Origin of the sequence: Mesorhizobium sp. B2-3-6, from assembly GCF_006442305.1 — a bacterium.
In the GTDB taxonomy this organism is placed as follows: Bacteria; Pseudomonadota; Alphaproteobacteria; order Rhizobiales; family Rhizobiaceae; genus Mesorhizobium.
This window is the reverse complement of record NZ_VFVW01000003.1, coordinates 411,457-437,355: the sequence shown is the minus strand read 5'-3', so window position 1 is coordinate 437,355 and position 25,899 is coordinate 411,457. Positions and strand designations below refer to the sequence as shown.

Annotated in this window: 25 protein-coding genes; 14 read left to right on the top strand and 11 right to left on the bottom strand. The window is 64.3% G+C overall.

Features of this window, described 5'->3' with window-relative positions:
• Positions 1 to 2: 2 nt before the first annotated feature.
• The 4 genes from FJ953_RS11355 to FJ953_RS11340 form a co-directional block, all read right to left on the bottom strand.
• Complete coding sequence (locus FJ953_RS11355) at positions 3 to 665, bottom strand: aminotransferase class IV family protein (protein WP_140584325.1); 663 nt, start codon at positions 663 to 665, stop codon at positions 3 to 5.
• Complete coding sequence (locus FJ953_RS11350; protein WP_140584331.1) at positions 614 to 1,759, bottom strand: aminodeoxychorismate synthase component I; 1,146 nt, start codon at positions 1,757 to 1,759, stop codon at positions 614 to 616. The genes FJ953_RS11355 and FJ953_RS11350 overlap by 52 nt, the downstream gene beginning before the upstream one ends.
• Before the next feature lie 206 nt (positions 1,760 to 1,965).
• Complete coding sequence (locus FJ953_RS11345) at positions 1,966 to 2,691, bottom strand: proton-conducting membrane transporter (RefSeq protein ID WP_140584326.1); 726 nt, start codon at positions 2,689 to 2,691, stop codon at positions 1,966 to 1,968.
• Between the two features lie 374 nt (positions 2,692 to 3,065).
• A complete protein-coding gene (locus FJ953_RS11340) occupies positions 3,066 to 4,904 on the bottom strand; it encodes a M3 family oligoendopeptidase (RefSeq protein WP_181165232.1) in 1,839 nt (612 codons plus the stop codon).
• A 169-nt stretch (positions 4,905 to 5,073) separates the two neighbouring features.
• Here FJ953_RS11340 and FJ953_RS11335 point away from each other — a divergent pair, with 169 nt between their 5' ends.
• The 3 genes from FJ953_RS11335 (at position 5,074) to FJ953_RS11325 (ending at position 9,276) form a co-directional block, all read left to right on the top strand.
• On the top strand, positions 5,074 to 6,609 hold the full coding sequence (locus tag FJ953_RS11335) for a sigma-54 dependent transcriptional regulator (RefSeq protein ID WP_140584327.1): 1,536 nt from the start codon (positions 5,074 to 5,076) through the stop codon (positions 6,607 to 6,609).
• 469 nt (positions 6,610 to 7,078) lie between these two features.
• Positions 7,079 to 8,905, top strand: a complete 1,827-nt coding sequence (locus FJ953_RS11330; protein ID WP_181168319.1) for a DUF882 domain-containing protein — start codon at positions 7,079 to 7,081, stop codon at positions 8,903 to 8,905.
• A gap of 194 nt (positions 8,906 to 9,099) precedes the next feature.
• Positions 9,100 to 9,276 carry a hypothetical protein gene (locus FJ953_RS11325; protein WP_140560312.1) on the top strand — a complete coding sequence of 59 codons (177 nt, stop codon included), beginning with the start codon at positions 9,100 to 9,102 and terminating at the stop codon, positions 9,274 to 9,276.
• 80 nt (positions 9,277 to 9,356) lie between these two features.
• Here the strand turns inward: FJ953_RS11325 and FJ953_RS11320 are convergent, their stop codons facing one another.
• Positions 9,357 to 10,250, bottom strand: coding sequence for an AraC family transcriptional regulator (locus FJ953_RS11320; RefSeq protein WP_140560313.1), 894 nt, complete (start codon positions 10,248 to 10,250; stop codon positions 9,357 to 9,359).
• 219 nt (positions 10,251 to 10,469) lie between these two features.
• On the opposite strand from FJ953_RS11320, the gene FJ953_RS11315 reads away from it, so the two are divergent.
• Positions 10,470 to 11,228, top strand: coding sequence for an SDR family oxidoreductase (locus tag FJ953_RS11315; protein ID WP_140584601.1), 759 nt, complete (start codon positions 10,470 to 10,472; stop codon positions 11,226 to 11,228).
• 12 nt (positions 11,229 to 11,240) lie between these two features.
• Here FJ953_RS11315 and FJ953_RS11310 read toward each other — a convergent pair whose 3' ends face one another.
• On the bottom strand, positions 11,241 to 11,879 hold the full coding sequence (locus tag FJ953_RS11310) for a 2-dehydro-3-deoxy-phosphogluconate aldolase (protein ID WP_140566208.1): 639 nt from the start codon (positions 11,877 to 11,879) through the stop codon (positions 11,241 to 11,243).
• 187 nt (positions 11,880 to 12,066) lie between these two features.
• Here FJ953_RS11310 and FJ953_RS11305 point away from each other — a divergent pair, with 187 nt between their 5' ends.
• The 3 genes from FJ953_RS11305 to FJ953_RS11295 all read left to right on the top strand — a co-directional run bounded on the left by FJ953_RS11305 (position 12,067) and on the right by FJ953_RS11295 (position 15,090).
• Positions 12,067 to 12,996 carry a rhodanese-related sulfurtransferase gene (locus FJ953_RS11305; protein WP_140624311.1) on the top strand — a complete coding sequence of 310 codons (930 nt, stop codon included), beginning with the start codon at positions 12,067 to 12,069 and terminating at the stop codon, positions 12,994 to 12,996.
• Positions 12,997 to 13,112: 116 nt separating this feature from the next.
• Positions 13,113 to 13,853, top strand: a complete 741-nt coding sequence (locus FJ953_RS11300) for a tellurite resistance TerB family protein (RefSeq protein ID WP_140556578.1) — start codon at positions 13,113 to 13,115, stop codon at positions 13,851 to 13,853.
• A gap of 484 nt (positions 13,854 to 14,337) precedes the next feature.
• Positions 14,338 to 15,090 carry an SDR family oxidoreductase gene (locus tag FJ953_RS11295; RefSeq protein ID WP_140522375.1) on the top strand — a complete coding sequence of 251 codons (753 nt, stop codon included), beginning with the start codon at positions 14,338 to 14,340 and terminating at the stop codon, positions 15,088 to 15,090.
• A gap of 87 nt (positions 15,091 to 15,177) precedes the next feature.
• Here the strand turns inward: FJ953_RS11295 and FJ953_RS11290 are convergent, their stop codons facing one another.
• Positions 15,178 to 15,552, bottom strand: a complete 375-nt coding sequence (locus tag FJ953_RS11290) for a YciI family protein (RefSeq protein WP_140624310.1) — start codon at positions 15,550 to 15,552, stop codon at positions 15,178 to 15,180.
• A 299-nt stretch (positions 15,553 to 15,851) separates the two neighbouring features.
• Between FJ953_RS11290 and FJ953_RS11285 the strand changes: the two genes are divergently transcribed.
• Complete coding sequence (locus FJ953_RS11285; protein WP_140624308.1) at positions 15,852 to 16,514, top strand: hypothetical protein; 663 nt, start codon at positions 15,852 to 15,854, stop codon at positions 16,512 to 16,514.
• A gap of 102 nt (positions 16,515 to 16,616) precedes the next feature.
• Positions 16,617 to 16,748, top strand: coding sequence for a hypothetical protein (locus tag FJ953_RS31105; protein WP_281405107.1), 132 nt, complete (start codon positions 16,617 to 16,619; stop codon positions 16,746 to 16,748).
• Between the two features lie 3 nt (positions 16,749 to 16,751).
• On the opposite strand, the gene FJ953_RS11275 is transcribed toward FJ953_RS31105, so the two are convergent.
• The gene (locus tag FJ953_RS11275; RefSeq protein ID WP_140624305.1) at positions 16,752 to 17,936 is read right to left on the bottom strand and encodes a pyridoxal phosphate-dependent aminotransferase; all 1,185 of its coding nucleotides are present in this window, start codon (positions 17,934 to 17,936) and stop codon (positions 16,752 to 16,754) included.
• Positions 17,937 to 18,019: 83 nt separating this feature from the next.
• On the opposite strand from FJ953_RS11275, the gene FJ953_RS11270 reads away from it, so the two are divergent.
• The 4 genes from FJ953_RS11270 to denD are packed head-to-tail and all read left to right on the top strand — an operon-like array spanning position 18,020 to position 21,022.
• The gene (locus FJ953_RS11270) at positions 18,020 to 18,706 is read left to right on the top strand and encodes a GNAT family protein (protein ID WP_140513666.1); all 687 of its coding nucleotides are present in this window, start codon (positions 18,020 to 18,022) and stop codon (positions 18,704 to 18,706) included.
• Positions 18,707 to 18,733: 27 nt separating this feature from the next.
• Positions 18,734 to 19,762, top strand: a complete 1,029-nt coding sequence (locus FJ953_RS11265; RefSeq protein WP_140624303.1) for a cation diffusion facilitator family transporter — start codon at positions 18,734 to 18,736, stop codon at positions 19,760 to 19,762.
• Between the two features lie 60 nt (positions 19,763 to 19,822).
• Positions 19,823 to 20,035 (top strand): hypothetical protein, encoded by a 213-nt coding sequence (locus FJ953_RS11260; protein ID WP_140513664.1) that lies wholly within the window; start codon positions 19,823 to 19,825, stop codon positions 20,033 to 20,035.
• Positions 20,036 to 20,047: 12 nt separating this feature from the next.
• Positions 20,048 to 21,022 carry a D-erythronate dehydrogenase gene (gene denD / locus FJ953_RS11255; RefSeq protein WP_140496257.1) on the top strand — a complete coding sequence of 325 codons (975 nt, stop codon included), beginning with the start codon at positions 20,048 to 20,050 and terminating at the stop codon, positions 21,020 to 21,022.
• A 149-nt stretch (positions 21,023 to 21,171) separates the two neighbouring features.
• Here the strand turns inward: denD and FJ953_RS11250 are convergent, their stop codons facing one another.
• The 3 genes from FJ953_RS11250 to FJ953_RS11240 all read right to left on the bottom strand — a co-directional run bounded on the left by FJ953_RS11250 (position 21,172) and on the right by FJ953_RS11240 (position 24,021).
• Positions 21,172 to 22,368, bottom strand: coding sequence for a nickel/cobalt transporter (locus FJ953_RS11250; RefSeq protein WP_140556582.1), 1,197 nt, complete (start codon positions 22,366 to 22,368; stop codon positions 21,172 to 21,174).
• Positions 22,365 to 23,033, bottom strand: a complete 669-nt coding sequence (locus tag FJ953_RS11245; protein ID WP_140496255.1) for a DUF1007 family protein — start codon at positions 23,031 to 23,033, stop codon at positions 22,365 to 22,367. Before FJ953_RS11245 ends, FJ953_RS11250 begins: the two co-directional genes overlap by 4 nt.
• Positions 23,034 to 23,121: 88 nt before the next feature.
• Positions 23,122 to 24,021 (bottom strand): LysR family transcriptional regulator, encoded by a 900-nt coding sequence (locus tag FJ953_RS11240; RefSeq protein ID WP_140496254.1) that lies wholly within the window; start codon positions 24,019 to 24,021, stop codon positions 23,122 to 23,124.
• A gap of 685 nt (positions 24,022 to 24,706) precedes the next feature.
• Here FJ953_RS11240 and odc2 point away from each other — a divergent pair.
• Complete coding sequence (odc2, locus tag FJ953_RS11235) at positions 24,707 to 25,840, top strand: ornithine/lysine decarboxylase (RefSeq protein ID WP_140496253.1); 1,134 nt, start codon at positions 24,707 to 24,709, stop codon at positions 25,838 to 25,840.
• The last annotated feature ends 59 nt before the right edge of the window (positions 25,841 to 25,899 follow it).

The following is a 25,899-nucleotide window of genomic DNA, read 5'->3' as shown; positions in this document are numbered from 1 at the left end:
CTTCAGATCAGTTTTGCCGGGATCAAGCCGCGCAGTGAATTGCCGACATAGAGCGCCCTGGCGGATTTCAAGTCGTCAAAGCTGTAGATCGCCTCGCGGGCGCGGCCTTCATCCAGAAGCGCGCCGCGCAATACGCCAGGCAGCAGCCCGCAATCGAGGCGGGGCGTCAAAAGCATGCCGTCGCTGAAATCGGCGAAGACATTGGTGATGGTGCCTTCGCACATCTCGCCACGCTCGTTGACCAACAGCACTTCGTCGGCCTGGGTGATGAGGTATTCGGCGCGAGCATGCGCGTAGACCTGCCGGCGGCTGGTCTTGTGGCGCAGCAGCATGTCGTTCGAATCGAGCCTCGTGCGCGCCAGCCGCAGCGTCCAAACTTTATCGGCGGCGAGCGGCTCATAGGGCTGGACCGAGGCGGCCGCGTCGCCACTGCGCGCCAAAGCCAGGCGCGTGCGCAAGGCGTTGCGCGCGCCATCGACAGCCTTGCCCAACACGTCACCGATGCGTTGCGGGTCGCAGGCAAAACCGAGTTCGGCCGCCGAACCATAGAGGCGCGCCAGATGCCGCTCCAAGCGCAGGAAGCCCGTGGCCGGCTCCCAGCGCATGGTCTCGATCAATTCGAAACCGGCGGCGTTCCCGTCGCGAAGCGGGCTTTCAAGAGACACTCCTGATACTCCTCCTGCGCGGTTGAATCGAAGACGATGCCGCCGCCGACATTGTAGACGGCCTCGCCGCCGGGAAAGAGCGAGATGGTGCGGATCGCCACGGAAAAGCGCATCGTGCCGCCTGGTGCGATCCAGCCGATGGCGCCGCAATAGACATCACGGGGCGTGCCTTCAAGGTCATGCAGGATCTCCATGGCGCGGATTTTCGGCGCGCCGGTGATGGAGCCGCAGGGAAACAGCGCGGCAAAGATCTGGCGGATCGTGAGGCCCGGCAGCAGCTTCGCCCTGACGTCGCTCACCATCTGGTGGACGGTCGGATAGGTTTCGATGCGGAACAGCTCGGGCACTTCCAGCGTGCCGACCTCGCTGATCAGCGAGATGTCGTTGCGAAGCAGGTCGACGATCATCCGGTTCTCGGCCTGGTTCTTCTCGTCATTGCGCAGGAAGGTTTTCTGGCGCTCGTCGTCGGCTTCCGTCGCACCACGCGGCGCCGTGCCTTTCATCGGATGGGTCTCGACCATGCCCTGCGCGTCGATCTCGAAGAACAGTTCGGGTGAGCGCGACAGCACGATCGGATCGCCAAGCGAAACCAGGGCACCATATTTCACCGGCTGGCGTTCGGTCAGCGCGTCGAAGGCGGCGAGCGGATCGCCCGACCATTGCGCATGCACCGGAAAGGTCAGGTTGCCCTGGTAGCAGTCGCCTTGCCTGATGTGCCGGTGCAGCCGCGAGAACCGCTTCTCGTAGTCCTCGAACGACCATGTCGCCCTTGCATCGAAGATCGGGCCGTTGGTCGCCGCCGCCTTGCGGGGCGGCACCGGCTCTTGCACCGGCGCGTCAAAGACGCCCAGGCAGACCAGCGGGGCGCGGCGCCCGGCCGGCAGCAACGGAACCAGCTTCGGCTCCAGCAGGTAGCCCGCCTCGTATGAGAAATAGCCGGCAAGCCATTTGCCGGCGTCATGCGCGGCCTGGGCCGCCTGCAGCGTGGCCGAGAAATCCCGGGCCTCGTGCGCCGTGATGATGTCGTCCGGTCGGTCGAAAACGAGCTGGCGCGCGCTTTCGTCATTGCGGAAAATTGCGGCGGGCAGGGGCATGGAACTCGGCGCGTGGATCGATGAAGCCAATGATGGCTCTATATGGGGGGCCAGCCGCGCGCAATCGAGGGAGCGGCACCTTGCCACTTAAAGCCGACCTCTGGCCCAACCTCTGGCCCGATCCGTGCGCAGACCTTGCGGCCAAAAGCAAACCGGCGGCGCTTCGTTCGCGCCGCCGGCCGCAATCGTCGGATCTGCCCTGTCGCTCAGGTGTTGCTGGCGGTTCCAGCCGACGGAAACTGCCTGGCGAATTCCGCCTCGTTGCCGGCGGCGAGCAGCTTGGCCTGCTCGATCCAGCGCTCGCGCGCGATACGGCCGTCGAAATTCATGACGTCCTCGATCCGCTTGATATCAGCGGCTGTCCAGGCGGCGATCTGGGCAAAGCTGGTGACGCCTTGTGCCCTGAGCAGCTTCTCGTTGACCGGGCCGATACCGATCAGCCGGCGCAGATTGTCGGGTTTGCCGGAAGCCACCTTGGCCGGCGCGGCCTTCGCCGGTGCCGCCTTCCTGGGCGCCGCGCTGGCCTTGGGAGAGGCTTTGGCGGCAGCGGCCTTCGGCGCGCCGGTCTTCGCGGCGCTGGAAGCGGCCTTGGCCGCAGCCGGCTTCCTGGGCGCCGGCTTGGCCGCCGGAGCGGATTTGGCAGGGGTGGGCGTCGACATCAAGGCGGCCGGCGCCGGCGCCGCCGCCTTTGCCGGGCCGGAGCCGGTCGAGGCCTCGCGCAGCCGGCGCTCGAGGTCGGCGCGGGTGCGCCCACAGGCATCCAACTCGCCGGTCAGGCGATCGCTGTCGGCCCGCAGCCGGTCGCGCTCGCTGCGTGTGCGGTCGAGATCGCCGCGCAAGCTGTCGAGTTCACCGCGCAAGCGTCCCCAGATGAACCAGCCAACCAGCACACCCACAAGGAACGCCAGGAGCATGTAGAAAAAAGTGCCCATTGTCTCTCTCCAGTCAGATCCGTCTGCCGCGGCATTGGACTTAATGACCTTCGGCGAAGGACTACTCGATGATGGTTCCGCCGCCTGCGGAACAGCCGGCCTCAGTCGAGCCGTCGGCATCGGCTTTGCAAGCCATGGCCAATGGCCGTCGTCGCGTGCACCGGAACGCCGCGGTCGGCTGAGACTTCCCCGCCCGACCCGCATGCTCCGGCTGAGCTTGGCGGGGAGGCTATCATAGAGCTTACGGAAAGCTATGGGAAAACTACGAAAGAGAGTTATTCAAGAACAGATATTTAGACCAAGAATAGTGTGGGCCCAATATGCATTCCGGCTAAACTGTTCTGAGCAGGTGGGGACGACGCACAGAAGACGCCTCAGTTGTCGAGCGCTTCCAGCTCGTCGATCAGGCCGCTGATCACGCCAAGCCCGATCTGCCAGAAGGCGGGATCGGTGGCATCGAGGCCGAAAGGCGCCAGAAGCTGCGAATGATGCTTGGTGCCGCCGGCGCGCAGCATCTCGAAATATTTGTCCTGGAAGCCGCGCTCTGCGTTCTGGTAGACCGCGTAGAGCGAGTTCACCAAACAGTCGCCGAACGCATAGGCGTAGACGTAGAAGGGCGAATGGATGAAGTGCGGGATGTAGGTCCAGAACACTTCGTAGCCGTCGCGCAACTTTATCGCCGGGCCCAGACTTTCCGCCTGCACCTCCAGCCAGAATTGACCGAGCCTGTCGGATGTCAGTTCGCCGTTGCGGCGCTCCGCATGCACCTTGCGCTCGAACTCGTAGAAGGCGATCTGGCGCACGACCGTGTTGATCATGTCCTCGACCTTCTGGGCGAGCATGGCCTTGCGCTCGCGCCTGTCGGTGGTCTGCTCGAGCAACGAGCGGAAGGTCAGCATCTCGCCGAAAACGGACGCCGTCTCGGCCAGCGTCAGCGGCGTCGAGGCCATCAGCGCGCCCTGGCCGCCGGCCAGCACCTGGTGCACGCCATGGCCAAGCTCATGCGCCAGCGTCATCACATCGCGCGGCTTGCCCATGTAGTTGAGCAGCACGTAGGGGTGCGCCGAAGGCACGGTCGGATGGGCGAAGGCGCCGGGGGATTTGCCTGGGCGCACCGGCGCGTCGATCCAGTTGCGGTCGAAGAAAGTCCGCGCGATCTCGGCCATCTCGGGCGAGAAGCGCTGATAGGCGGACAGCACCGTGTTCCTGGCCTCGTCCCAGCCAATCACCGCCTGCGGCGTCTCCGGCAACGGCGCGTTGCGGTCCCAGTGGTTCATCACCTCCATGCCCAGCCAGCGCGCCTTCATCCGGTAATAGCGGTGTGACAGGCGCGGATAGGCCTCGCGCACCGCCGAAGCCAGCGCATCGACCACACCGCGCTCGACGCGGTTGGCGAGATGGCGTGAATCGGCGATGTCCTCGAAACCGCGCCAGCGGTCCGAGATTTCCTTGTCCTTGGCCAGCGTGTTGGTGACCAGCGTGAAGGTGCGCAAATTCCTCCGGAAGGTCTGGGCGAGCGCCTCGGAGGCGCGGCGTCGCACCTCGCCGTCGGCATCCTGCAATCGGTTCAGGGCCGGTTCCAGCGTCAGCTCCTCGCCGTCGACGTCGAAGCGCAGGTCCGTCATCGTCTCGTCGAACAGCCGGTTCCAGGCGCCGCGCCCGGTGATCGACTTCTCGTGGAACAGCTGCTCGACGCGATCCTCGAGCTGATAGGGCTTGTCCAGGCGCAGATCGAGCACCCAGGGCCGGTAATGACCGAAGGCGGGGTCGGCGGCGAGCGCGCCCTCGATGGCCGCGTCGTCGATCAGGTTCAGTTCGAGCGCGAAGAACAGAAGATGCGCGCTGGCGTCGGTCATCTTCTCCTGGATGTCGCCATAGAGCTTGGCGCGCTGCGGATCGGCGGTGTTGCCGGCGTAGATGAGGCCGGCATAGGAGACGATGCGGCCGATCAGCTCTTCCAGAGCCTCATAGGCGACAAGCGCCTCGCCCAGCCTGCCTGCGCTGCCGCGCTCGGCCTCGGCGGACAGCGTGCCCTTCCAGCGGCTCTCGAAGGCGACCGCATCGGCGGCGGCTTTGGCGATGTCGCGCTTTAGCTCCGGCGCCTCCATGCCCGCATAGAGGTCGGCAAGATTCCATTCCGGCAGATCGCCAAGCTCGGCGGCGCCCTGACCGGAAGCTGGCGCCGCAGGCCGCCGATCAAACATCACGCGCATCGACAATACCTTCTTTTGAATCAAGTGGCCGGCCCAGGGCCAGAATCAAGGAGAACGGAGAAGCCGGTCAAATCCTAAGGAATTCGTTCACCGGGTTTTTTGAAACCTTATTTAGAACCCTGTGCCAAGATGGTCCATGGGGATATCAGGCGGGCGGCTCAAGACAGTCATGACAGGTTCCATACTCATAGTCGATGACGATCCCGTGCAGCGCCGGCTGCTCGAGGCGGCGGTGACGCGGTTCGGCCACACCGCAATCGTCGTCGACGGGGGCGCTGCCGGCCTCGACGCCCTCGACGGGCCCGGAGCCCGCGACGTGTCGGTGGTCATCCTCGATCTGGTCATGCCCGATCTCGATGGCATCGGCGTGCTCAAGGCGATGCGCGAGCGCGGCATCACCATCCCGGTCATCGTGCAGACCGCCCAGGGCGGCATCGAGACCGTGGTTTCGGCGATGCGCCACGGCGCCTTCGATTTCGTGGTCAAGCCGGCCTCTCCCGACAGGCTGCAGGCCTCGATCGCCAACGCGCTCAAGGTCGAGGCTGTCGAAGGCGAGGTCAAGCGCACGTCGCGCCGGCGCGGCGGGCTGCTGACCTTCAGGGACATGATCACGCACAGTCCGGCCATGGACAAGGTGATCCGCCTCGGCCAGAAAGCGGCGGCATCCAACATCCCGATCCTGATCGAGGGCGAATCCGGCGTCGGCAAGGAACTGGTGGCGCGCGCCATACAGGGCAGCGGCGACCGCCGCTCGAAACCTTTCGTCACCGTCAATTGCGGCGCCATTCCCGACAATCTGGTCGAATCGATCCTGTTCGGCCATGAGAAGGGCTCGTTCACCGGAGCCACGGAGAAGCACACCGGCAAATTCGTCGAAGCGCATTCGGGCACGCTGTTTCTGGACGAGATCGGCGACCTGCCGCTCGACGTGCAGGTCAAGCTGCTGCGCGCCGTCCAGGATGGCGAGGTCGATCCGGTCGGCGGCCGCGCCACGGTCCGGGTCGACATCAGGCTGATTTCGGCGACGCACCGCAATCTCCTGCAGCAGGTCAAGGACGGCAAGTTCCGCGAGGACCTGTTCTACCGGCTCAACGTCTACCCGATCTATGTGCCGCCCCTGCGGAACCGCCGCGACGACATTCCCGATCTGGTCGCACATTTCATGGAGAAGGTGGCTCCGGCGGACCCGCGCCATCGCCTGCGGGGCATTTCGGCGGCGGCGCTCGCCGTGCTCCAGGCCTATGACTGGCCCGGCAATATCCGGCAGCTGGAAAATGCCGTCTTCCGCGCCTCGGTGCTGTGCGAAGGCGATGTGCTCGGCGTCGAGGATTTCCCGCAAATCCGCGCCCAGGTGGAGGGCACGGTCCGCCTCGATGTGGACATCGCGCCGGCCGCCCCGGCTTTGGCCGTAGAACCGCGCGATGAGCCGGCGCTGAGCGGTGAGGACGTTTCGGCTGCCGAACCCGAATCGCCGATGCGGCTTCAGCCACGCTTCGGCACGCTGCGCGCGCTCGACGAACGCGGCAATGTGCGCGCCCTGGCGGATGTCGAACTGGAGATGATCAAGCTCGCCATCGATCACTACAACGGCCAGATGAGCGAAGTCGCCCGCCGCCTCGGCATCGGCCGCTCGACGCTTTACCGCAAGCTCAAGGAATACGGCATCGATCCGGAAACCGGCAGGCTCGACCGGCTCGCTTCCTGAGGGCGCTATCGCGCACAGCCGCCCGATGTCCGGCCTGAGAGCGGTCGGCCCGAGTGCGGTCACGCAAGGCCGGGACCAGCTTGCGCTGCCATCATGTCGCCGGTGCATTGACTGGACCGGAGTGTGGCGCGCCGATGGCGACGTCCCCGACGGTCCCGTTCACGCATTAAGGCTAACGGTAACAGATCGTGTTTCGGCCAAACGAGGAATCATGATCTAAACCAGCGGTTTACCAAGAAACCTTGTGGACAATTTTTGGCGGGATATCGCCACGGTCTTACCGCATTTCGGCTTCAATAAGCGATGATTAACCATTAGGATCGATATTCGGATGTGACAACGACACGTCCGTTTGGGCAAATCCGGGGACAAACGGCAGCCTGCAAGGCCTTTTGATTTGAACAGAATCGAACGACACACAAACGGGCGGCACTATCATTTGAGCGTCTGGCCGAAGTGGCTGGCGGCCATGATTGTCGCATTTGGTTTTCTTGCCGCTGCCGCAACCGGCGCCAGGGCCGAAGTCCGTTCTCTGAAGCTCTACCACCTCCACACGCACGAGAAGGCGGAGATCGTCTACAAGCGCAACGGCCGTTACGATCAGGCCGGGCTGAGGAAGATCAACATCATCCTGCGCGACTGGCGCCGCAACGAGCCGACCAAGATGGACCCGCGCCTGCTGGACCTGGTCTGGGAAGCCTATCGGGAAAGCGGCGCCACCGACTATATCCAGGTGGTTTGCGGCTATCGCTCGCCGTCGACGAACTCGATGCTGCGCAGTCGCAGCAAGGGTGTCGCCGAGAAGAGCCAGCACATGCTCGGCAAGGCGATGGACTTCTACATTCCGGGCGTGCCGCTGAAGAAGCTGCGCAATATCGGGCTCAAGATGCAGGGCGGCGGCGTCGGCTACTATCCGAGATCCGGTTCGCCGTTCGTCCACATGGACGTCGGCAATGTGCGCCATTGGCCCGGCATCAGCCGACAGGAACTGGTGAGCCTGTTCCCGAACGGCAAGACGCTGCACGTGCCGAGCGACGGCCGGCCGCTGCCCGGCTTTGAGCAGGCGCTTGCCTCGTACAAGGCACGCAAGGGTTCCGGCGGCGCCGCCATCGAGCTGGCCAGCGCCGGCGGCGGTTCCAAGAGGTCCGGCGGACTGCTGGCTGCCTTCTTCGGCGGCGGCGACGACGAGGCCGACGACAGCGCCGATGTCGCATCGGCAGAGCCGGCGCCGAAGCCGAGAAGCGTGAAGCCGGTACCGGCGAGCACCGCCAAGAGCGGCACCCTGCCGGGGATCGCGATCGTGGCGCCCGAGAACGCCAAGCGCGCCGAGATCCCGCAGGTCGCCGAGGAGCAGGCCCCGGAGCCGGAAAAGGATACGCCCGAGACGATCATCGCGGCGTTGCCGGCACGCAGCATCCCGCTGCCCGATTTCGCGCCGCGGCCGAAAGTCGATGTCGGCGCGCAGCCGCCTGAAAATGTTCCCTTCGGCATGGCGGATGCGACGGCCAGCACCGAACAGACCGTGGCAACCGTGCAGACGCCGGCGAATATGCCTTTCGGCAAGGCTGATCCCTCGGCGGTCGCCGCCGATGCAGCGCAGGTTGCCGCCAACAACATACCTTTGCCGACATGGCGCCCCGAACACACGTTGCCGGCGGTGCTGGCGCCTGCGCCCAGCAAGGATGTGCTGATGGCGCTGGCCGAGACGGCCGAGCGTGGCAAGACCGCGACCGATGCCTTCTCGGTGCTGCCGAGCGCGCGGCCGGATATGACCAATATCGATGCGGCCAAGCCCGATGCGGTCAAGCCCGATGCGGTCAAGGCCGTGCTCGACGAGGCCGAGGCGCTTCCCGTGCAGGCTGACTATTATCGGGTTGCGTCGTTGTCCGAGCCTCGTTCGGCTTTCAACGACCCGTCCGGCGTCGATGCCGCATCGCCGCGCGAGGCCGTCGTCGCCCGCGCTGCCGGTTCCGATCCGGTCGCCGCGATCGGCGCCGGCGTGAAGACGACCCGCAAGGAGGCCAGAGCCACCGCCCGCGACCTGAAACCCGGTCCCAAGGCCATCGTGGTTGCCGCCGCACCGCAGGCCGCCCGCTGGGCGCTGACCAGCGGCGAGAATGTCGCGACGGTTTCGAGCGCCACGACGGCGCCGGGCTACGCCTACAACGTGGTCCACACGCCGCCGAGCGAGGTCTACACGGCCGGCTTCCAGCAGGGCGACCAGATGGCGGATGCCAACCGTTTCACCGGCAATGCCGTAAAATTCCTGTCCGTCGCGCGCTTCCAGACGAAGTAAAGACCGGGCATTCCGAAAGCCGCGCCGGGCAACCGGCGCGGCTTTTTTTGTGTGTGCCGGCTGTGTGCGGGCACAACCGGCATGCATGAAGCCGGCCCCGGCCCTGCGGGATCACGGGTGCCTGAACTTCTCGTGAAAACGTAAAAGCCGCCTGTTTCCCGGCTAGAATGGCTGCGTTCCAACCCGGGATATTCATGAAGAAGATTCTATTGGCATCCGTCCTGGCGCTGGTGGCGGCATCGGCGGCTATTGCGCCCTCGCAAGCCGAAACCGTGATCATCAAAAATGGCAAGCATCACTGCCGGACCAAGGTGGTCACGCATTGGAAGCATCACCACAAGGTGGTCGAGAAGGTCAGGGTCTGCAACTGACCGCCAAGGCTGACTGCCATGGCACCAAACTAGCCCGATCGGCGCAAGCCGGTCGGGCTTTTTCGTGCCGCCGGGATGGTTCAGTCGATATCCAGCGCGGCCGCTTCGCCCCGCGCCAGAAGCCGCGCGGCATCGCGTGCAGGCGGCAACCCGAACTGACGCGCATACTCCCGGCTGAACTGCGAAGCGCTTTCATAGCCCACGGTAAAGGCAACCCGCGCGGCGTTTCCCGGCTGGGCCAGCAGCAGGTGGCGGGCCTCCAGCAGGCGGACCTGCTTCTGGTACTGGATCGGGCTCATCGCCGTCGCCGCCTTGAAGTGGCGATGAAACGCAGCGCTGCTCATATTGGCGAGCTCGGCCAACCGCCGCACCTCGATAGGCTCGTCATAGTGAGCCCGGATCCAGGCGGTCGCCCGGCGGATCTGTGACAAGCGGCTGTCGGCGCCGGCGAGCTGGCGCAACTTCGCGCCTTGCGGGCCTTGCAACAGGCGAAACAATATCTCGCGCTCGAGCAGGGGAGCGAGCACGGGAATCTCGGCGGGCCTGTCGAGCAGCCGCAGCATCCGGCGCCACGCGTCGAGCAGGTCGTCATTGGCCAGGCAGGTCATGAAATCGTCGCCACCGACGGCCGGCTCGTGCTCGATGAGCAGGGCTGCGATCGCCTTGACATCGAGGGCGAAACCGATGGCCACATAGGGATGCGCGATACTCGCCTCGATCAGTTGGCTGGTGGCGGGTGTCTCGACCGCGTAGACGAAATAGCTGCCGGCTTGATAACGAAGCGTGCGCTCGCCGATCAGCACCGATTTCGTGCCTTGCAGCACGAACAGCGCCGTCGGCTGACAAAGCTCGGGCATCGGCGGCGTCGGGACCTCGCTGCGGCCGATCGTAACGCGAGGGATCGCCGTCCTTGTCCGCCGCCCATGCGCATGGCGGCCGGCGACGGCAATCAATTCCAGCAGCGCTTCTCTCATCGTTTCAGCATTGCCGATCCGCGTGGGCCGCGCAACCAGGTGAGAGGATCAGGCAAGAGCAAGAGAGTTTTCGGCGCGCGAGGCAGGCTGCAATCCGCCATCTCTAAGGCGCGTCGCGTTTGGCGACGCGCCTTGGGCCTTTGTTTATGCATGTCGTTCTCCCGGACCGGGGCCACTTCCAGGCGACATGCATCAGGCCTCCACAAAGGAGATTTGGATATGACGACATCGAAGCGCGCGCTGGTGACCGGCGCCAACAAGGGCATCGGCCTGGAGACCGCACGGCGCCTGGCGGCAACGGGATTCAAGGTCTGGCTCGGCGCCCGCGACGCCGAACGCGGCACCGCGGCGGCACAGGCGCTGCGCAGCGAAGGGCTCGACGTCGAGTGGCTCGAACTCGACGTCGCCGATGACGAAAGCGTGGCGGCCGCCGCCAGGACCGTCGCGGCGCGGGTAGCCAGCCTCGACGTGCTGGTCAACAATGCCGGCATTGCTCCTGGATATGTCGACGCGCTCGGCTCGAACGGGCGGTATGAGTTGCCGCCGAGCCGGGAGAATATCGCCGACATCAAGGCCACCTATGATGTCAACGTCTTCGGCCCGGTCCGCGTCACCCAGGCATTCCTGCCGCTCTTGCTGGCATCGCCCGCCGGCCGCATCGTCATGGTGAGCAGCTATATCGGCTCGATCGCACGCGCGCAGGACGCAACAGGCGAAAACCAGTCGCCCAACATAATGGGCTATGGCAGCTCCAAGACGGCGCTCAACGCGATTACGGTGGCGTTCGCCAGGGAGCTCGCGCCGCGCGGCATCAAGGTGAATGCCGCTGCTCCCGGCTACACCGCGACCGATCTCAACGGGCACAGGGGCGGTCGCACGGTGCAGCAGGCAGCCGAGATCATCGTGCGCCTGGCGACGCTCGATGCCGATGGTCCGACTGCCGGCTATTTCGACGAGAATGGCCCGCTGCGCTGGTGAACGCGAAAGCGCTTATCCGGCGAGCTTGCTCGCGGCGCGTGCGAGAGCTTCGATCTCGTCCCACCTGCCGGCCTTGACCATGTCGTCGGGGGCAACCCAGGAGCCGCCGACGCAGATGACATTGGGCAGGCTGAGGTAGTCGGCCGCGTTCTTGCCGGTGATACCGCCGGTCGGGCAGAATTTCACGTCGGCGAGCGGCGAGGCGAATGCCTTCAGCGAGGCGATGCCGCCGGACTGCTCGGCCGGGAAGAACTTCAGGAAGCGCAGCCCGGCTTCGCGCGCGGCCATGATCTCGCCGGGGGTGATGGCGCCGGGCAGCAGCGGAACCTCGCTGTCGGCGGCGCCTGCCAGAAGCTCGCGGGTTATGCCCGGGCTGACGATGAATTGCGAGCCGGCGGCGGCCGCCTCGTCGAACTGACGCGCATCCAGAATGGTGCCGGCACCGACGATGGCTTCCTCGACCTCGCCGGCCACGCGCCGGATCGCTTCCAGCGCATCCGCGGTCCTGAGCGTGATCTCGATCGCCGGCAGGCCGCCGCGCGCCAAAGCGCGGGCCAACGGCACCGCATTGGCAACATCAGCGATCTTCAACACCGGGATGACCGGCTGACCGTTGAGCAGCGACAGGAGTTTTTCGGTCTTGCTAGGCATCTTCTTCTCCATATCGTTGTCAATTCAACCGATTAGCAGACTGATATTTTCCTGTCCACGCAACCGGGCGTGTCGTGATGTCACGCACGCCAGGTAGCTTACGGGCTCTTCCGGAACAGGACCATGACAGGCCGTCAAACCCGTTTCACCTTGAAACGGCTTTTACGAGCGTCTAGTTGCTCTGGCAATGACACCGTCCGCGCCATCCCAGCCTGTCCGCGTCGCCGCGCTCTACAAATTTGCCCGGCTCGACGCCTTCCAGGCGCTGCGGGCGCCACTGGCTGCCTTCTGCTGTGGGCGCGGCATCAGGGGTACGCTGCTTCTGGCGCATGAAGGCATCAACGGCACGGTCGCCGGCAGCGATGCGGCGATTGCCGAACTGATCGAACATCTCGAAACCATCGACGGGCTGTCCGGCCTCGAGGTGAAATACAGCAGCGCCGCGCAAATGCCCTTCCACCGCATGAAGGTGCGGCTGAAACGCGAGATCGTCACCATGGGTGTCGAAGACATTGACCCGGCGAAGAGTGCCGGCACCTATGTCGCGCCGGCCGACTGGAACGCGCTGATTTCCCAACCCGACACGATCGTCATCGACACGCGCAACGCCTACGAAGTGTCGATCGGCACCTTCAAGGGCGCCATCGATCCGGCGACCGCGAGCTTTCGCGAATTCCCGGCCTGGGTGGAAGAGCACCGCGCGGAACTGGAAGGCCGCAAGGTCGCCATGTTCTGCACTGGCGGCATACGCTGCGAAAAGGCGACGGCCTATGTCAGGTCGCTCGGCTTCGAGGAGGTGTTCCATCTCAAGGGCGGCATCCTGAAATATCTCGAAGAGGTGCCGGCCGAAGACAGCCTGTGGCAAGGCGAATGCTTCGTCTTCGACGAACGGGTTTCGGTGTCGCACGGCCTCGCCGAGGGCGACGCCGAGCTGTGCCGCGCCTGCCGGCATCCACTGACCTTGGACGAGCTGACATCGCCGAAATTTGCCGCCGGCGTCTCCTGCCCGCATTGTTTCGACGCTCGGTCGGACGACGACCGCCAGCGCTATGCCGAGCGCCAGCGGCAGGTCGATCTGGCGCAGGCGCGGGGCAGGGGACCGCATATCGGGTCCTGATCAAGGCGCCTGGGCCGGGGCAAAGCGGCCGCCCGTCATTGCAATGCCAGGTTTCGGGACCTACGTCTTCGGCGTTCGAAACCTGCCCGTTCGGCCGGGCAATCCTGGAGGCATTGATGTTCGATCCCAAGAAGCTTCTCGACGATCTGCTCGGCTCGCAGATTCCCGGCACCGGCGGCACGGTCCGCGACAAGGCCGGACAGGCGGTGCAGATGGCCAAGGACAATCCTCTTGCGGCGGGCGCGCTGGCCGCGGTGCTGCTTGGAACCGGCGCCGGGCGCCAGGTCACCGGTGCCGCCGTCAAGCTCGGCGGGTTGGCAGCGATCGGTGGCCTCGCCTACAAGGCCTACCAGAACTACAAGGCCGGCAATGCACCCGAGCAGGCGCCGGCGGCCGGCGAACCGGAATTGCTGCCGCCGCCGAAGGACACTGCGTTCCACCCGTCGCAAGCGCCGCAGGGCGAGGACGAATTCACGCTGACCCTGGTGCGGGCGATGATCTCGGCGGCCAAGGCCGACGGCCATGTCGACGATGAGGAGCGCAAGAAGATCGCCGGCAAGCTGAGCCTCGCGGGGATCGGATCCGATGCGGAAAAATTCCTGTTGGCGGAGCTGGAGAGCCCGCTCGACCTCGACACGCTGGTGGCCGGCGCCAAGACCGACGCGCAGAAGCTTGAGCTCTACACCGCGTCGCGCCTTACAATCGATCCCGACACACGCGCCGAGCGCGGCTATCTCGATCTCCTCGCGGGCCGGCTCGGCCTGCCGGATGCGCTGATCGACCATGTCGAGGCAACGGTTTCGGCGGTCAAAGTGCCGGCTGCCAAGGCCGGGACCTCACCCAATCCACGCTGGTAGGCCAAAACGGAACAGGCGGGCCTTCGTGGCGTTAACCTCTCGTTAACCCAGGAAGCGCATGATTCTAGACAGTCGGATCGGCTTTCCTCCTCCCAAGTCCGGTCCAGATCAGGGCGGTCGCCAATGACCGCCCTTTTTGTCGGCCCTCCGGGCTTCTCCCAAGATGAGTTGTACTTTTCGGCACCCGGCCAGGCTCCGAACCTTTGATAGGAATTTTTTCCTTGACTGGGTGAAGGCAACTATGGTAGATATTTGGTTATGGTGCTGAGTTGCGCCAGGGACCCGCCGCACAGGCGGGTTTTCCGTTCAATTGCTCCCTCGACAGCGCGGGGTCGAAGGCCCGAAGAGACCTGTCAGCTTGGATTCGTTGCCCTGGATACCAGCGTCCCGCTTGCCATCGCCGCCGTCATTTGCGATGCCTTTTGCCCCTGGACCACCTGAAAATCAGTCGAGCCAAATGCGGCGCAGCCGGAGGATATCTGCCATGACCGAAAAAACCGCCATCGTCACCGGCGCCGGCACGGGCATCGGCAAGAGCGTCGCCACCGCGCTGCTCAAAGCCGGCTGGAACACCGTATTCTGCGGACGCCGGAAGGGGGTGCTGGACGAGGCGATCGCCGCGGCCGGGCAGACGGATGCCAAGGCACTGGCTGTCGCCTGCGACATCAGCAAGCCCGGCGAGGTCGATGATTTGTTCGAGACGGTGGCGGAGGCGTTCGGCCGCGTCGACCTGCTCTTCAACAATGCCGGCATGGGCTACAAGTCGGCGCCGATCGACGAGATCCCGGTCGAGGTGTGGAACGATATTGTGGGCGTAAATCTCACCGGTTCGTTCCTGTGCGCCCGCGCGGCCTTCCGCGCCATGCGCAAGCAGAAACCGATGGGCGGCCGCATCATCAACAACGGCTCCATCTCGGCCTACGCGCCGCGCCCGGGATCGGTGCCCTATACCGCGACCAAGCATGCCATCACCGGGCTGACCAAGACGCTGGCGCTCGACGGCCGCCCCTACGACATCGCCTGCGGCCAGATCGACATCGGCAATGCGCTGACCGACATGGCGCAACCGATGACGGTCGGCGTGCCACAGGCCAACGGCTCCATTGCCGCCGAAGCGGTGATGGACGTCCAGCACGTGGCCGACGCCGTCGTCCACATGGCCAGCCTGCCGCTCGAGGCCAATGTGCTGTTCATGACCGTGATGGCGACCAAGATGCCGTTCGTGGGCAGAGGCTGACCAAGCCTTTATTTTTGCGCAATTCCCAAGGGAAAGCGCTACGCGCTTTTCCCGGGAAAACCTCTACGCACTTTTTCTGGAGTTGCCTTAGGCCCCCGCCAGCGCCACGCCCGGCAGATAGAGCGCGATCGGGCGGATCTCGTAGACGGCGGTCGGGTTGACGCGGCGCAGATCGCGCGCGATGGCGATCGCGTCATCGCGCTTGGCGCAATCGACGACATAGAGGCCGAGAAGCTGTTCCTTGGTCTCGGCGAAGGGGCCGTCGATGACGATCCCGTCGCCGGGTCCGCGCAAGGTGCAGGCCGACTGGGTCGCTCCAAGCCGCGCCGAGGGGCCGAGGCTGCCGTTCGCATAGAGCCCGTCGTGGATATTGAGCAGGTCGGTCATCAGTGCCGCATCTTCCTGCGGCGTCAGTGCCTTGATCGCGTCTTCCACGTGATAGGCAAGAATTGCATAAAACATTCGGGATGCCCTCATCTTGGTCCTGATCCGGGGGAGTCGTAGCCGTTTTCGACATGGCCGCCCAGCCTTCTGGCAAATGCGGTCTTATGTAGCAAAACGCACCAAGCATTGGCCCGGGCTCGTTCCGACGGAAGGGCTTGTGACTACCCAAGAGGAAAGAATCCGGGCATTGTTCTCCAATGGGCTATTTGGGGAAGTGCTTTCACCGGGCTTTTTCCGGGTCGGTCCTATTCACCGACAAAGTGTCAGTTGTGGGCGGCGTTCTAGGCCCCGCGCTATTTTTTGCTCGCGGTGAAGCTATGGATGCCGCCTATCAAGGTTACCTAGCTTGGACAATTCTATCTGTTGTCGGCGGCGGTGTCGCGCTCCGCCTGGTGACCGCCCCGTATTTTATTTGGAAGGATGACCAGAAGGAGATTGCACGGCTACGTGAAGAGATCGCAGATACATCGCGCAAACGGCGGCAGTTCTTTGAGGAAAGGTTCCTCTCCGAGCGAGCCAATCTAGCCATCGCCATGTCGAAATTTACCGTCCTTGATTTCCCAATCACGCAACTTGCTACGATCAACCCGGACGCAGAATTGAAGCCAATAACGGAAATGGCATGCATCTTCTTTGCGGATGGAAATTTCAAACGATACTGGAACAATTTTTGCAGCGGGCTGCGCTGGTCTGTCGATGGGTCTAAGTTCGTTGTCGCTGCCGGCGACCATTTGGTAGAGCCACAAAAGGTCGAAGTGGTTGACCGGATTATCTATGATCTAGCAGCCATGAAGGCATCGGCTATGGCCTTGGTGGCAATCCTAACTGAAGATCTACAACATGCCGAAGATTACCAGAAAAAACTTGAATCAGTTCACGAGACTTACGCCCATCTAAATAAGGATATTCTGCCTAACGAGCGATGGAAAATACCGCCGTCCCTATCGCCTCCAGACACTGGAGCAGAAACGCCGCCGTAAACTTCCGCCGCCGCCAGCCTTCTCGGTGAAAAGAATGGCGACTTCTTCGCCGGCGATGCGATCTATCGCGGGCGGCTGGTCGACGATCTTCCGGGTTCGGACGTGCAGTCCTACCGCACGATGCAGAGGCTTTTGCAGATCGAATTCAGCCGTGCCTATTGCGGACATGACGAGGCGATCGACCAGGCCGAGCTTCGGTTGATCGCAAGAGCCTATCTGGACAGCACCAGCTGAGCCTCACTTGGCCAGGAACGCTCCGATCCTGTCCAGCGCGCGCAAAATGTTCTCCTCGGAATTGGCGTAGGAGAGCCTGACATAGCCCTCGCCGAGAATGCCGAAATCGGGGCCGCCGATCAGTGCCACGCCGGCGTCGTCGAGCAGGGCGGAGGCCAGTTGCTTCGCCTTCCAGCCGGTCTTCGACACGTTGGGGAAGGCATAGAAGGCGCCCTTGGGCGTGATGCAGGATATGTTTGGCAGGGCGTTCAGTCCCTCGACCACGATCTTCCTGCGGCGATCGAAGGCGCGCATCATCTTTTCGACGTCGTCCTGCGGGCCGTCTATGGCGGCGATGCCGGCGAATTGGCTGGGCGCGTTAACGCAGGACCAGCAATTGACCGCCAGCTTGCGCACCTTGTCGTAGAGATGGGCGCCCTTGTCGCCGTTCGGCCAGATCGACCAGCCCATGCGCCAGCCGGTCATCGCCCAGGTCTTCGACCAGCCGTTGAGCACGATCAGCCGGTCGCGGATTTCGGGAAACTCGAGCAGCGAGCAGTGTTTTTCGCCATCATAGGTCATCACGTCATAGATTTCGTCGGAGAGGATGGCCACTTGCGGATGTGCCTCCAGTCCCTTGACCAGCTTCTCGATCTCGGCCCGCGGCGTGACGCCGCCGGTCGGGTTGGCCGGCGAATTGAGGATCAGGAGCCGCGTCTTCGAGGTGATCAGCGCCAGCGTCTCATCGGCCGAGAAGGCAAAGCCGTTCTCCTCGCGCATCGGCACGGGGATGGGTGCCGCACCGGTGAACTCGATCATCGAGCGGTAGATGGGAAAACCGGGATCGGGATAGAGGATCTCGGCGCCGGGTTCGCCGAACATCAGGATGGCGGCGAACATGGTCGGCTTGCCGCCGGGCAGGATCATCACCGCCTCGGGCGATACCTCGACCCCGGTCGTGGTCAGCGTGCAGCGCACCACCGCCTCGCGCGTCGCCAACAGGCCGTTCGCCGGCGTGTAGCCGTGGTGGCCGTCGCGCAGCGCCTTGATCGCCGCCTCGACAATGTGCTGCGGCGTCTTGAAATCGGGCTGGCCGATGCCGAGATTGACGATGTCGCGGCCTTGTTGGGCGAGTGCCGTGGCCCTCGCGAGCACGGCGAAGGCGTTTTCCTCGCCGAGACGATCGAAGGCCGAAATCGTGTGGAGCATTTTTCCCGTCCGTGTGGTTCTTGCTATGCGGTTGCGTTTTTGTGAGCTTCGGCCCGCAAAAGTCAAACGGATTGGAGCTTTCGGTGTCGGAAAATCTCAAGGACTGGCAACCGCGTCCGCGCCCGGAGCGCAAGGTGCTGGAGGGCCGCTATGTCAGGCTTGAGCCGCTGAGCGCCGCGAAGCATGGCGATGGCCTCTATGAAGCGTCTTCCGTGGCCGACGTCGATGGCCGCTTCGCCTGGCTGCCCGACTATCCGCCGGAAACCCGCGCCGCCTTCCAGCCTTGGCTGGACAAGGTGGAGGCGAGCGAGGATCCGCTGTTCTTCGCCGTCATCGACAAACCGAGCGGCAAGGTCGCCGGGCGCCAGACGTTGATGCGCATCGATCCGGCCTATGGCGTCATCGAGATCGGCAACATCTATTGGGGGCCGCTCATCGCGCGCAAGCCGGCGGCGACCGAGGCGCAATTCCTGTTCATGAAATACATTTTCGACGAGCTCGGCTATCGCCGCTACGAATGGAAATGCAACAACCGCAACGAGCCGTCGAAGCGCGCAGCGGAACGGTTCGGCTTCAAGTTCGAGGGCATTTTCCGCCAGCACCTGATCGTCAAGGGTGAAAACCGCGACACCGCATGGTATTCGATCATCGACAAGGAATGGCCGGCCTTGCGCAAAGCCTACGAGGCGTGGCTCGATCCGGCCAATTTCGACGGTGCCGGCCAGCAGAAACGACGGCTCGAGGATTTTCGCGCGGAATTCGGCGCCTGAGCTGAATCCGGGCATGGGAGTTTGCCATTGGCGCACAGTGACGACGACAGCCGGCACGACGACAGCCGGCACGACCACAGCGGGCACGGCTACAGCGGGCACGGCCACAGCGCGCATAGTCATGGCTCGACCGACAAGAAGCGCGTTCTGATCGCGGCCTGCCTGACGGCGGGCTTCATGGTGGCGGAGGCGCTTGGCGGTCTTTTCACCGGCTCGCTGGCGCTGCTGGCCGATGCCGGCCACATGCTCGCCGACGCCATTGCGCTCGGCCTTGCCTGGTACGCGTTTCATCTTGCGGACCGGCCGGCGACCGTCCGCCTGACCTATGGCTTCGGCCGGGTCAAGACGCTGGTGGCCTACACCAACGGCATCGCCATCTTCGTCATCGCGCTGTGGATCGTCTACGAGGCGTGGGAGCGCCTGCAGACGCCGGCGCCGGTGCTGGGCGGGCCGATGCTGGTGGTGGCGATCCTCGGCCTGCTGGTAAACATCGGCTCCTTCCTGGTGCTGCATGGCGGCGACCGTGAGAGCCTCAACATGCGCGGCGCCATACTGCATGTGCTCGGCGACCTGCTCGGCTCGGCCGCGGCAATCGTGGCGGCGATCGTCATTCTGGCGACCGGCTGGACCCCGATCGATCCGATCCTGTCGGTGCTGGTCTCGCTGCTGATCCTGTCCACGGCATGGTCGCTGATGCGCGCGGCCGCCCACGTCCTGCTCGAAGGGGTGCCGCCGAGCCTCGACCGGGACCTGATCGCCAGCGACATCGCGACGACGGTCCAGGGGGTGCGCGAGGTGCACCACATGCATATCTGGTCGATCGACGGCACCAGCAGCATGGCGACGCTGCATGCCTGCCTCAACGAGGGCGTGGACGCGCACAAGGCGGTCAGCGCGATCAAGAAGCGGCTTGCGTCGGAGCATGGCATCAGCCATGCCACGGTGGAACCTGAATTCGGCCAGTGCGCCGACGACGGCGACGAGCACGACCATGGTCATGACCATGATCACCACCAGGGGCATGACGCGGCTTTGCATCATGGCCATCATCACTGACGCAGGGAATCCAAGCGCCTTGAATCCGAGCTCGACGACCCCTGGCCACGCAGGGACAGCATAATGGATCGCGATACCAAGAACGCCGCCATCGCCGCGCTGTCGATCATGCTGCTGTTCGGCATTGCCGTTTATTTCCTGCCAAACATCATGCTGGCCCTCGGCGGCCTTTCGACCGTGCTCGCCGGCATCTTCGGCACCGCGTTCGTGCTGGCGTTTTTCTTGGTGTTCTGGCTGCGCGCGCGCAGCCAACGCAAAAATCAGAGCAAATAAGGGAAGTTCGACATGCGCATTCTGATCACGGGCGCCGCCGGCATGGTCGGCCGCAAGCTCATTGCACGGCTGGCGAAGGACGGCAGGCTGCGCGGCCAGAAGATCACCGCGCTCGACCTGCACGACATCGTACCGCCACAGGCGCCGGCCATTGATGGCGTCAGCATCCACAGCCATACCGGCGATCTCGCCGAGGCGGGCGCCGCCGAGAGGCTGGTCGCGTCGCGGCCCGACGTCGTGTTCCATCTCGCCGGCATCGTGTCGGGCGAGGCGGAAGCCAATTTCGATCTCGGCTACCGCGTCAATCTCGACGGCACGCGCGCCTTGTTCGATGCCATCCGCCTGGCGGGGTTTGCGCCGCGCGTCGTGTTCACCTCGTCGATCGCGGTGTTCGGCGCGCCGTTCCCGGACGTCATTCCCGATGAATTCCACACTACGCCGCTGACCTCCTACGGCACGCAGAAGCAGATGAGCGAGGCGCTGCTGGCCGACTATTCCAGGCGCGGCTTCTTCGACGGCATCGGCATCCGGCTGCCGACCATCTGCGTGCGGCCGGGCAAGCCGAACAAGGCGGCCTCCGGCTTCTTCTCCGGCATCATCCGCGAGCCGCTGAACGGTCAGGAGGCGATCCTGCCGGTGCCGCGCACCGTCGTCCATACCCACGCCAGCCCGCGATCGGCGGTGAATTTCCTGATCCATGCGGCCGGGATCGACGGCGCCGCCGTCGGGCCGCGCCGCAACCTGACGATGCCAGGCGTCGCCGTCACCGTCGGCGAGCAGATCGAGGCGCTGGAACGCATCGCCGGGCCGAAGGCGGTGAGCCTGATCCGCGAGGAGCCGGACGAGACGATCTGGGCGATCGTCAAGGGCTGGCCGACGCGGTTCGAGGCGCGGCGGTCAAGGGAACTCGGCTTCAGTGCCGAGAAGAGCTTTGACGAGATTATCCGCGCTCATATCGAGGATGAACTCGGCGGCAAGGTGTATTGATATTCAGGTGATGCCGGCCTGCGAACGGCTGATACCTGCGCTTCCGGTGCTCACGTACTTTAAGTACGCTCCGCTCCGGTTCTCGATATCAACCGTTCTCGGCACGGCCTGACCTGAATCTCAACACACCTTGGGGCGCTACTTCCGGGTCAAACGCCACCCGTCAGGCTCGCCGACAGCAGCAGCAGTCCGAACAGGAACACGAAGGCGGCGCCGCCGATCTCGACGATCGAATGGATGCGGTTGCCCATGCGGCCGTCGCCGGCGAAATACACCGCCCAGTTCTTTGCGGTCACCGCGATCGTGGCCAGCGCCGAGACGGTTATGGCGGTGCCGATCGACATCGCCAGCACCGACAGCAGGCCGCCGAGCCACAGGCCATTGAGCAGGGCGAAGCTGAGCACGATCAGCGCGCCGGAGCAGGGGCGGATACCGACCGCGGCCACCGCCGTCCAGGCGGTGCGCCAGTCGAAGCGGTCGCCGGACAGCAGCGCCGGATCTGGCGCATGCGAGTGGCCGCAGGTCTCGCAGACCTCGCCCGCCGCGTGCGCGTGATCGTGCGCGCCATGATCGTGGTGATGGTCATGCGCGCCGTGGTCATGGTGATCGTGCGAATGGTCATCCCCATGGTCGTGATGTTCATGCCCATGCAGCGCGTTCGCCGAATGGCTGTGAGCGGCATGCGAATGGCCCGTGTGACCTGTATGACCGGCATGCGAATGGCCCGCATGGGAATGCCCCGCGTGAGCCGCCGACAGGCTGTAGGCGGGACCTCTGCCGAACAGGCGCAGGACGGAGGGGCCGAGCTTGCGCCACAGCAGCCAGGCGCCGAACAGGGTGACGAAGACGAAGCTCATGATCTCCATGAACCAGGCCGCGTCGGTCATCGAGACGGCGGTGCCGCGCAGGACGAAATAGGCGACTGCCATGACCGCGACCGCGGTCAGGCCCTGCAGCAGGGCCGAGACAAACGACAACAGGATGCCACGCCGCAGCGCCACTTCGTTGGCGACCATGTAGGACGAGATCACCGCCTTGCCGTGGCCGGGGCCGGCGGCGTGGAAAATGCCGTAGGCGAAGGACAGGCCGATGAGCACCCAGAGCTTGCTGTTGTCCTGGCGCATCGCCTTCATCGCCGTGGCGAGCGCGCGATAGAATTCCTGCTGCCGCAGATTGATCCACATCAGGATGTGGGCGAACGGGCCGGTGGTCGGCGCCATGCCATCGTTGACGCCGATGCCAAGCGAGCTCTGGGCATGAGCCGAGCCGGCGAAATGCACCATCGCGAAGCTGATGGCCAACAGGCCGAATGCCAAACGCAGGGACGGTCTCATCACCGGGTTCATCCTTCTGGCTGACAGGTCAGTTCGAGCTTGGTGGCAAAGATCTTGCTCATGTCGGTGCCTGTCGGGTCGTTGAAGAAGGCGTCCGTCAGGGTCTTCTGGTTTTCCTTGATGGCCTCATCCGGGTCGGGGCGGACCACCTTGTCGGTGCAGTTCGGGGGCAGGCCCTCGACCGTGATGTTGGCGTCCTCGGTGAAATCGATCGCCGTGTAGAAGGTCGGATCGTAGACGCCGATATCGATCTTGCCGGCGAGCTTGATCGGCGCCTTCGGTTCGGACTCGAACAGGATGATCAGCTGGTCGTTGTCGAAATTGGCCATCAGATGCGGCGGCGGCGTCATCGGCACGTCCTTGCCGTCCTGGGTGACGAGCTGGAAGTAGTTGAATTCGGCCAGCGAGGCGTGGACCGTGTCGGCGACCTCCTTCAACTCCTTGTCGTCAAGCTTCAGGTCGGAATTCTTGTCGAACTCCATCATGACAGTACTGGAAAACAGATCGTCGAAGCGCCAGAGATGGCGCAGCGCTTTCACGCTTTGGTGATCCGGGGAGAGGATCACGTCGAGGCGGGCCTCGGCGAAAACGTGCGGATGCACCTCGGCCGGTCCAACGGCGGCCAATGTCGCCGCCAGGGCCGAAGCCAGCATGATTGCGTGCCGTCTCAGATGCATTCGCGGTCGCGATTCCCTTGGCTTCGGAGAGAAGTGGACAGTTACCAGAAAGGGGGCGAAAATGGGACCGCGCCGCAATTGAAGGCGGTCATGCGGTTTCGCGCGTCCTGAACCACTGGACCAGGAAATCGACGAAGACACGCACCTTGGCGGGCAAATAGCGCCGGTGCGGATAGACGGCGAAAATGCCGGCACCCGACAGGGTGCGGTCATCCAGCACCGTCACCAGCCGGCCGCTCGCAATATCCGGCACGGCGATGAAATCCGGCAGGATGGCAAATCCCAACCCCGACAGGGCAGCAGCCCGCGCCGCCATCGGGCTGTTGACTTCGATCGGCCCGGAGACCGAGACGCTCACCGTATCCTCGCCGTCTCCCTTGAATTGCCAGTTGTTCAAGCCGCGGCCATTGGTGTCGACGATGCAGGGCATGCGGCCGAGATCCTGCGCCCGTACCGGCATGCCATGTTTTGCGATGAGTTCGGGAGATGCGCACAGCCGTGTGGAAAACGGCGCCAGACGCCTGGCGATCAGCGACGAGTTCTCCAGGCGCGAGATGCGCACCGCGAGATCGAAGCCTTCCTCGACGAGATCGACGAAGCGGTCGTCCAGCTGGATGTCGAGCACGATGTCGGGATATTGCTTGGCGAAGTCGATCAGCGACTGGCCGATCGGCGCGTCGGCGAAGGTGCGCGGCGCAGACAGCTTGATCCTGCCGCGCACGTCGCCGGACGATTCACGCACGGCGTCGGCAAGACTGTCGACCTCGCGCACGATCTCGGAGGCGCGGCGATAATAGGTGTGGCCGGCCTCGGTCATCGAGAACTGGCGGGTGGTGCGGTTGAGCAGCAGCGCGCCGAGCTCGTCCTCCAGCTCGCGCACATATTTCGACAGCAGCGCCTTGGAGCGGCCGATCTTGCGCGCCGCCGCCGAAAAGCCCTCGGCCTCGACCACGTCGATGAAGGCGCGCATGCGGGTCAGTGTGTCCATGAATCAGGCCTTTCGTGCGGCGTCGAGATTTCGGCCGAGCCGTATCAGGGCAATGTCGCCGCCGGAAGGGCCAGCGACAGGCCGGCCCACCGGTATCTTGCGAGGGTGCAGAAGGGGGTCGGGAGGGTCGTGCGTGCCTGTCATCGTTCGATATCCGGATACGGTGAAACCAACATTGTTCGATGCCGGAATTTTTACAACCTGCGATACGATTTTTATTGATTGTGAATCTCTCTGCCCCTATATCGCGCTTGCCCAAAGTCGCACGTGCCTGTGGGTGTCCGCCGATCCTCTGAATGGTGAGGGAAATCGGTAAGGTAACTGGAGCCAACCCCTCCAGTCGGTTTAGCGGCCAACCGCCAGACCGAGGACACCTTGAAGCAACGACGGTGCGGGCCTTTCTGGTTCTCTGCCGGTTGTCCAAAGACCGGGGTTACTGAAGAGGCACACCATCATTGCCGGCAGTGCGGAACGGGGTTCTCCCAATCCAAGCCAAGGCAGACAAAGCGAACCGAAGCCGGGCAAGGCCAAGGTTCATCGCCGCGAGACGGCGTTTCATGGTTCCGGGGTCTCCACCGGCTGGTTCCATGGATTTCCGTCCCGCCTTTGTCCACCGCGTGTTCGCGAGGCCGACAGCCCGCGTCCGCACCCTTGTGCGCGCCGAAAGGCGTGATGGAGAAACCCGATGGCCACGCAGCGCATCCTCGACTTCCTCGCCACCCGACGTCCGACCGGTCCTTGCCTCGTCGTCGACCTTGATGTCGTGCGCGACAATTTCCGCGCCTTCGAGAAGGCGCTGCCCGATTCCAGGATCTACTATGCGGTGAAAGCAAACCCGGCGCCGGAAATCCTGCGCCTCCTTGCTGCGATGGGCTCGTCCTTCGACACCGCTTCCGTTGCCGAAGTCGAGATGGCGATGGACGCCGGTGCGCCGGCGGACCGCATCTCCTTCGGCAACACCATCAAGAAGGAGCGCGACATCGCGCGCGCCTACCAGCTCGGTATCAAGCTGTTCGCCGTCGATTGCGTCGAGGAGGTCGAGAAGATCGCCCGCGCCGCTCCAGGCGCCCGCGTGTTCTGCCGCGTGCTGACCGATGGCGAGGGCGCCGAATGGCCGCTGTCGCGCAAGTTCGGCTGCGTGCCTGCGATGGCCGTCGACGTGCTGCGCCATGCCAAGGCGCTCGGGCTCGACGCCTATGGCGTGTCGTTCCATGTCGGCTCGCAGCAGACCGACCTGACGGCCTGGGATCGCGCGCTGGCCGACGCCAAGACCGTGTTTTCGACGCTCGCCGAGGAAGGCATCGTCTTGAAGATGGTCAATATGGGCGGCGGCTTCCCGACGCGCTACCTGCGCGACGTGCCGGCGGCCCAGGCTTACGGCCAGGCCATCTTCTCGGCGCTGCGCAAGCATTTCGGCAACGCCATTCCCGAGACCATCATCGAGCCGGGCCGCGGCATGGTCGGCAATGCCGGCGTCATCAAGTCGGAAGTCGTGCTGATCTCGAAGAAGGCGGACAACGACAATGTGCGCTGGGTGTTCCTCGATATCGGCAAATTCGGCGGCCTGGCCGAGACGATGGACGAGGCGATCCGCTATCCCCTAGTGACCGCGCATGACGGCTCAGAAACCGCGCCTTGCGTGCTCGCCGGCCCGACCTGCGATTCGGCCGACGTGATGTATGAGAAGACGCCCTATCCGCTGCCTCTGTCGCTGACCATCGGCGACGAGGTGCTGATCGAAGGCACCGGGGCTTACACGACCACCTATTCGGCGGTCGCCTTCAACGGTTTCGAGCCTCTCCGATCCTACGTGATCTGACGGTCGAAAGAACCGTCGGATCATCCCAGGTGGGCGTTTGTCGCCCATCCGGGCTCGCC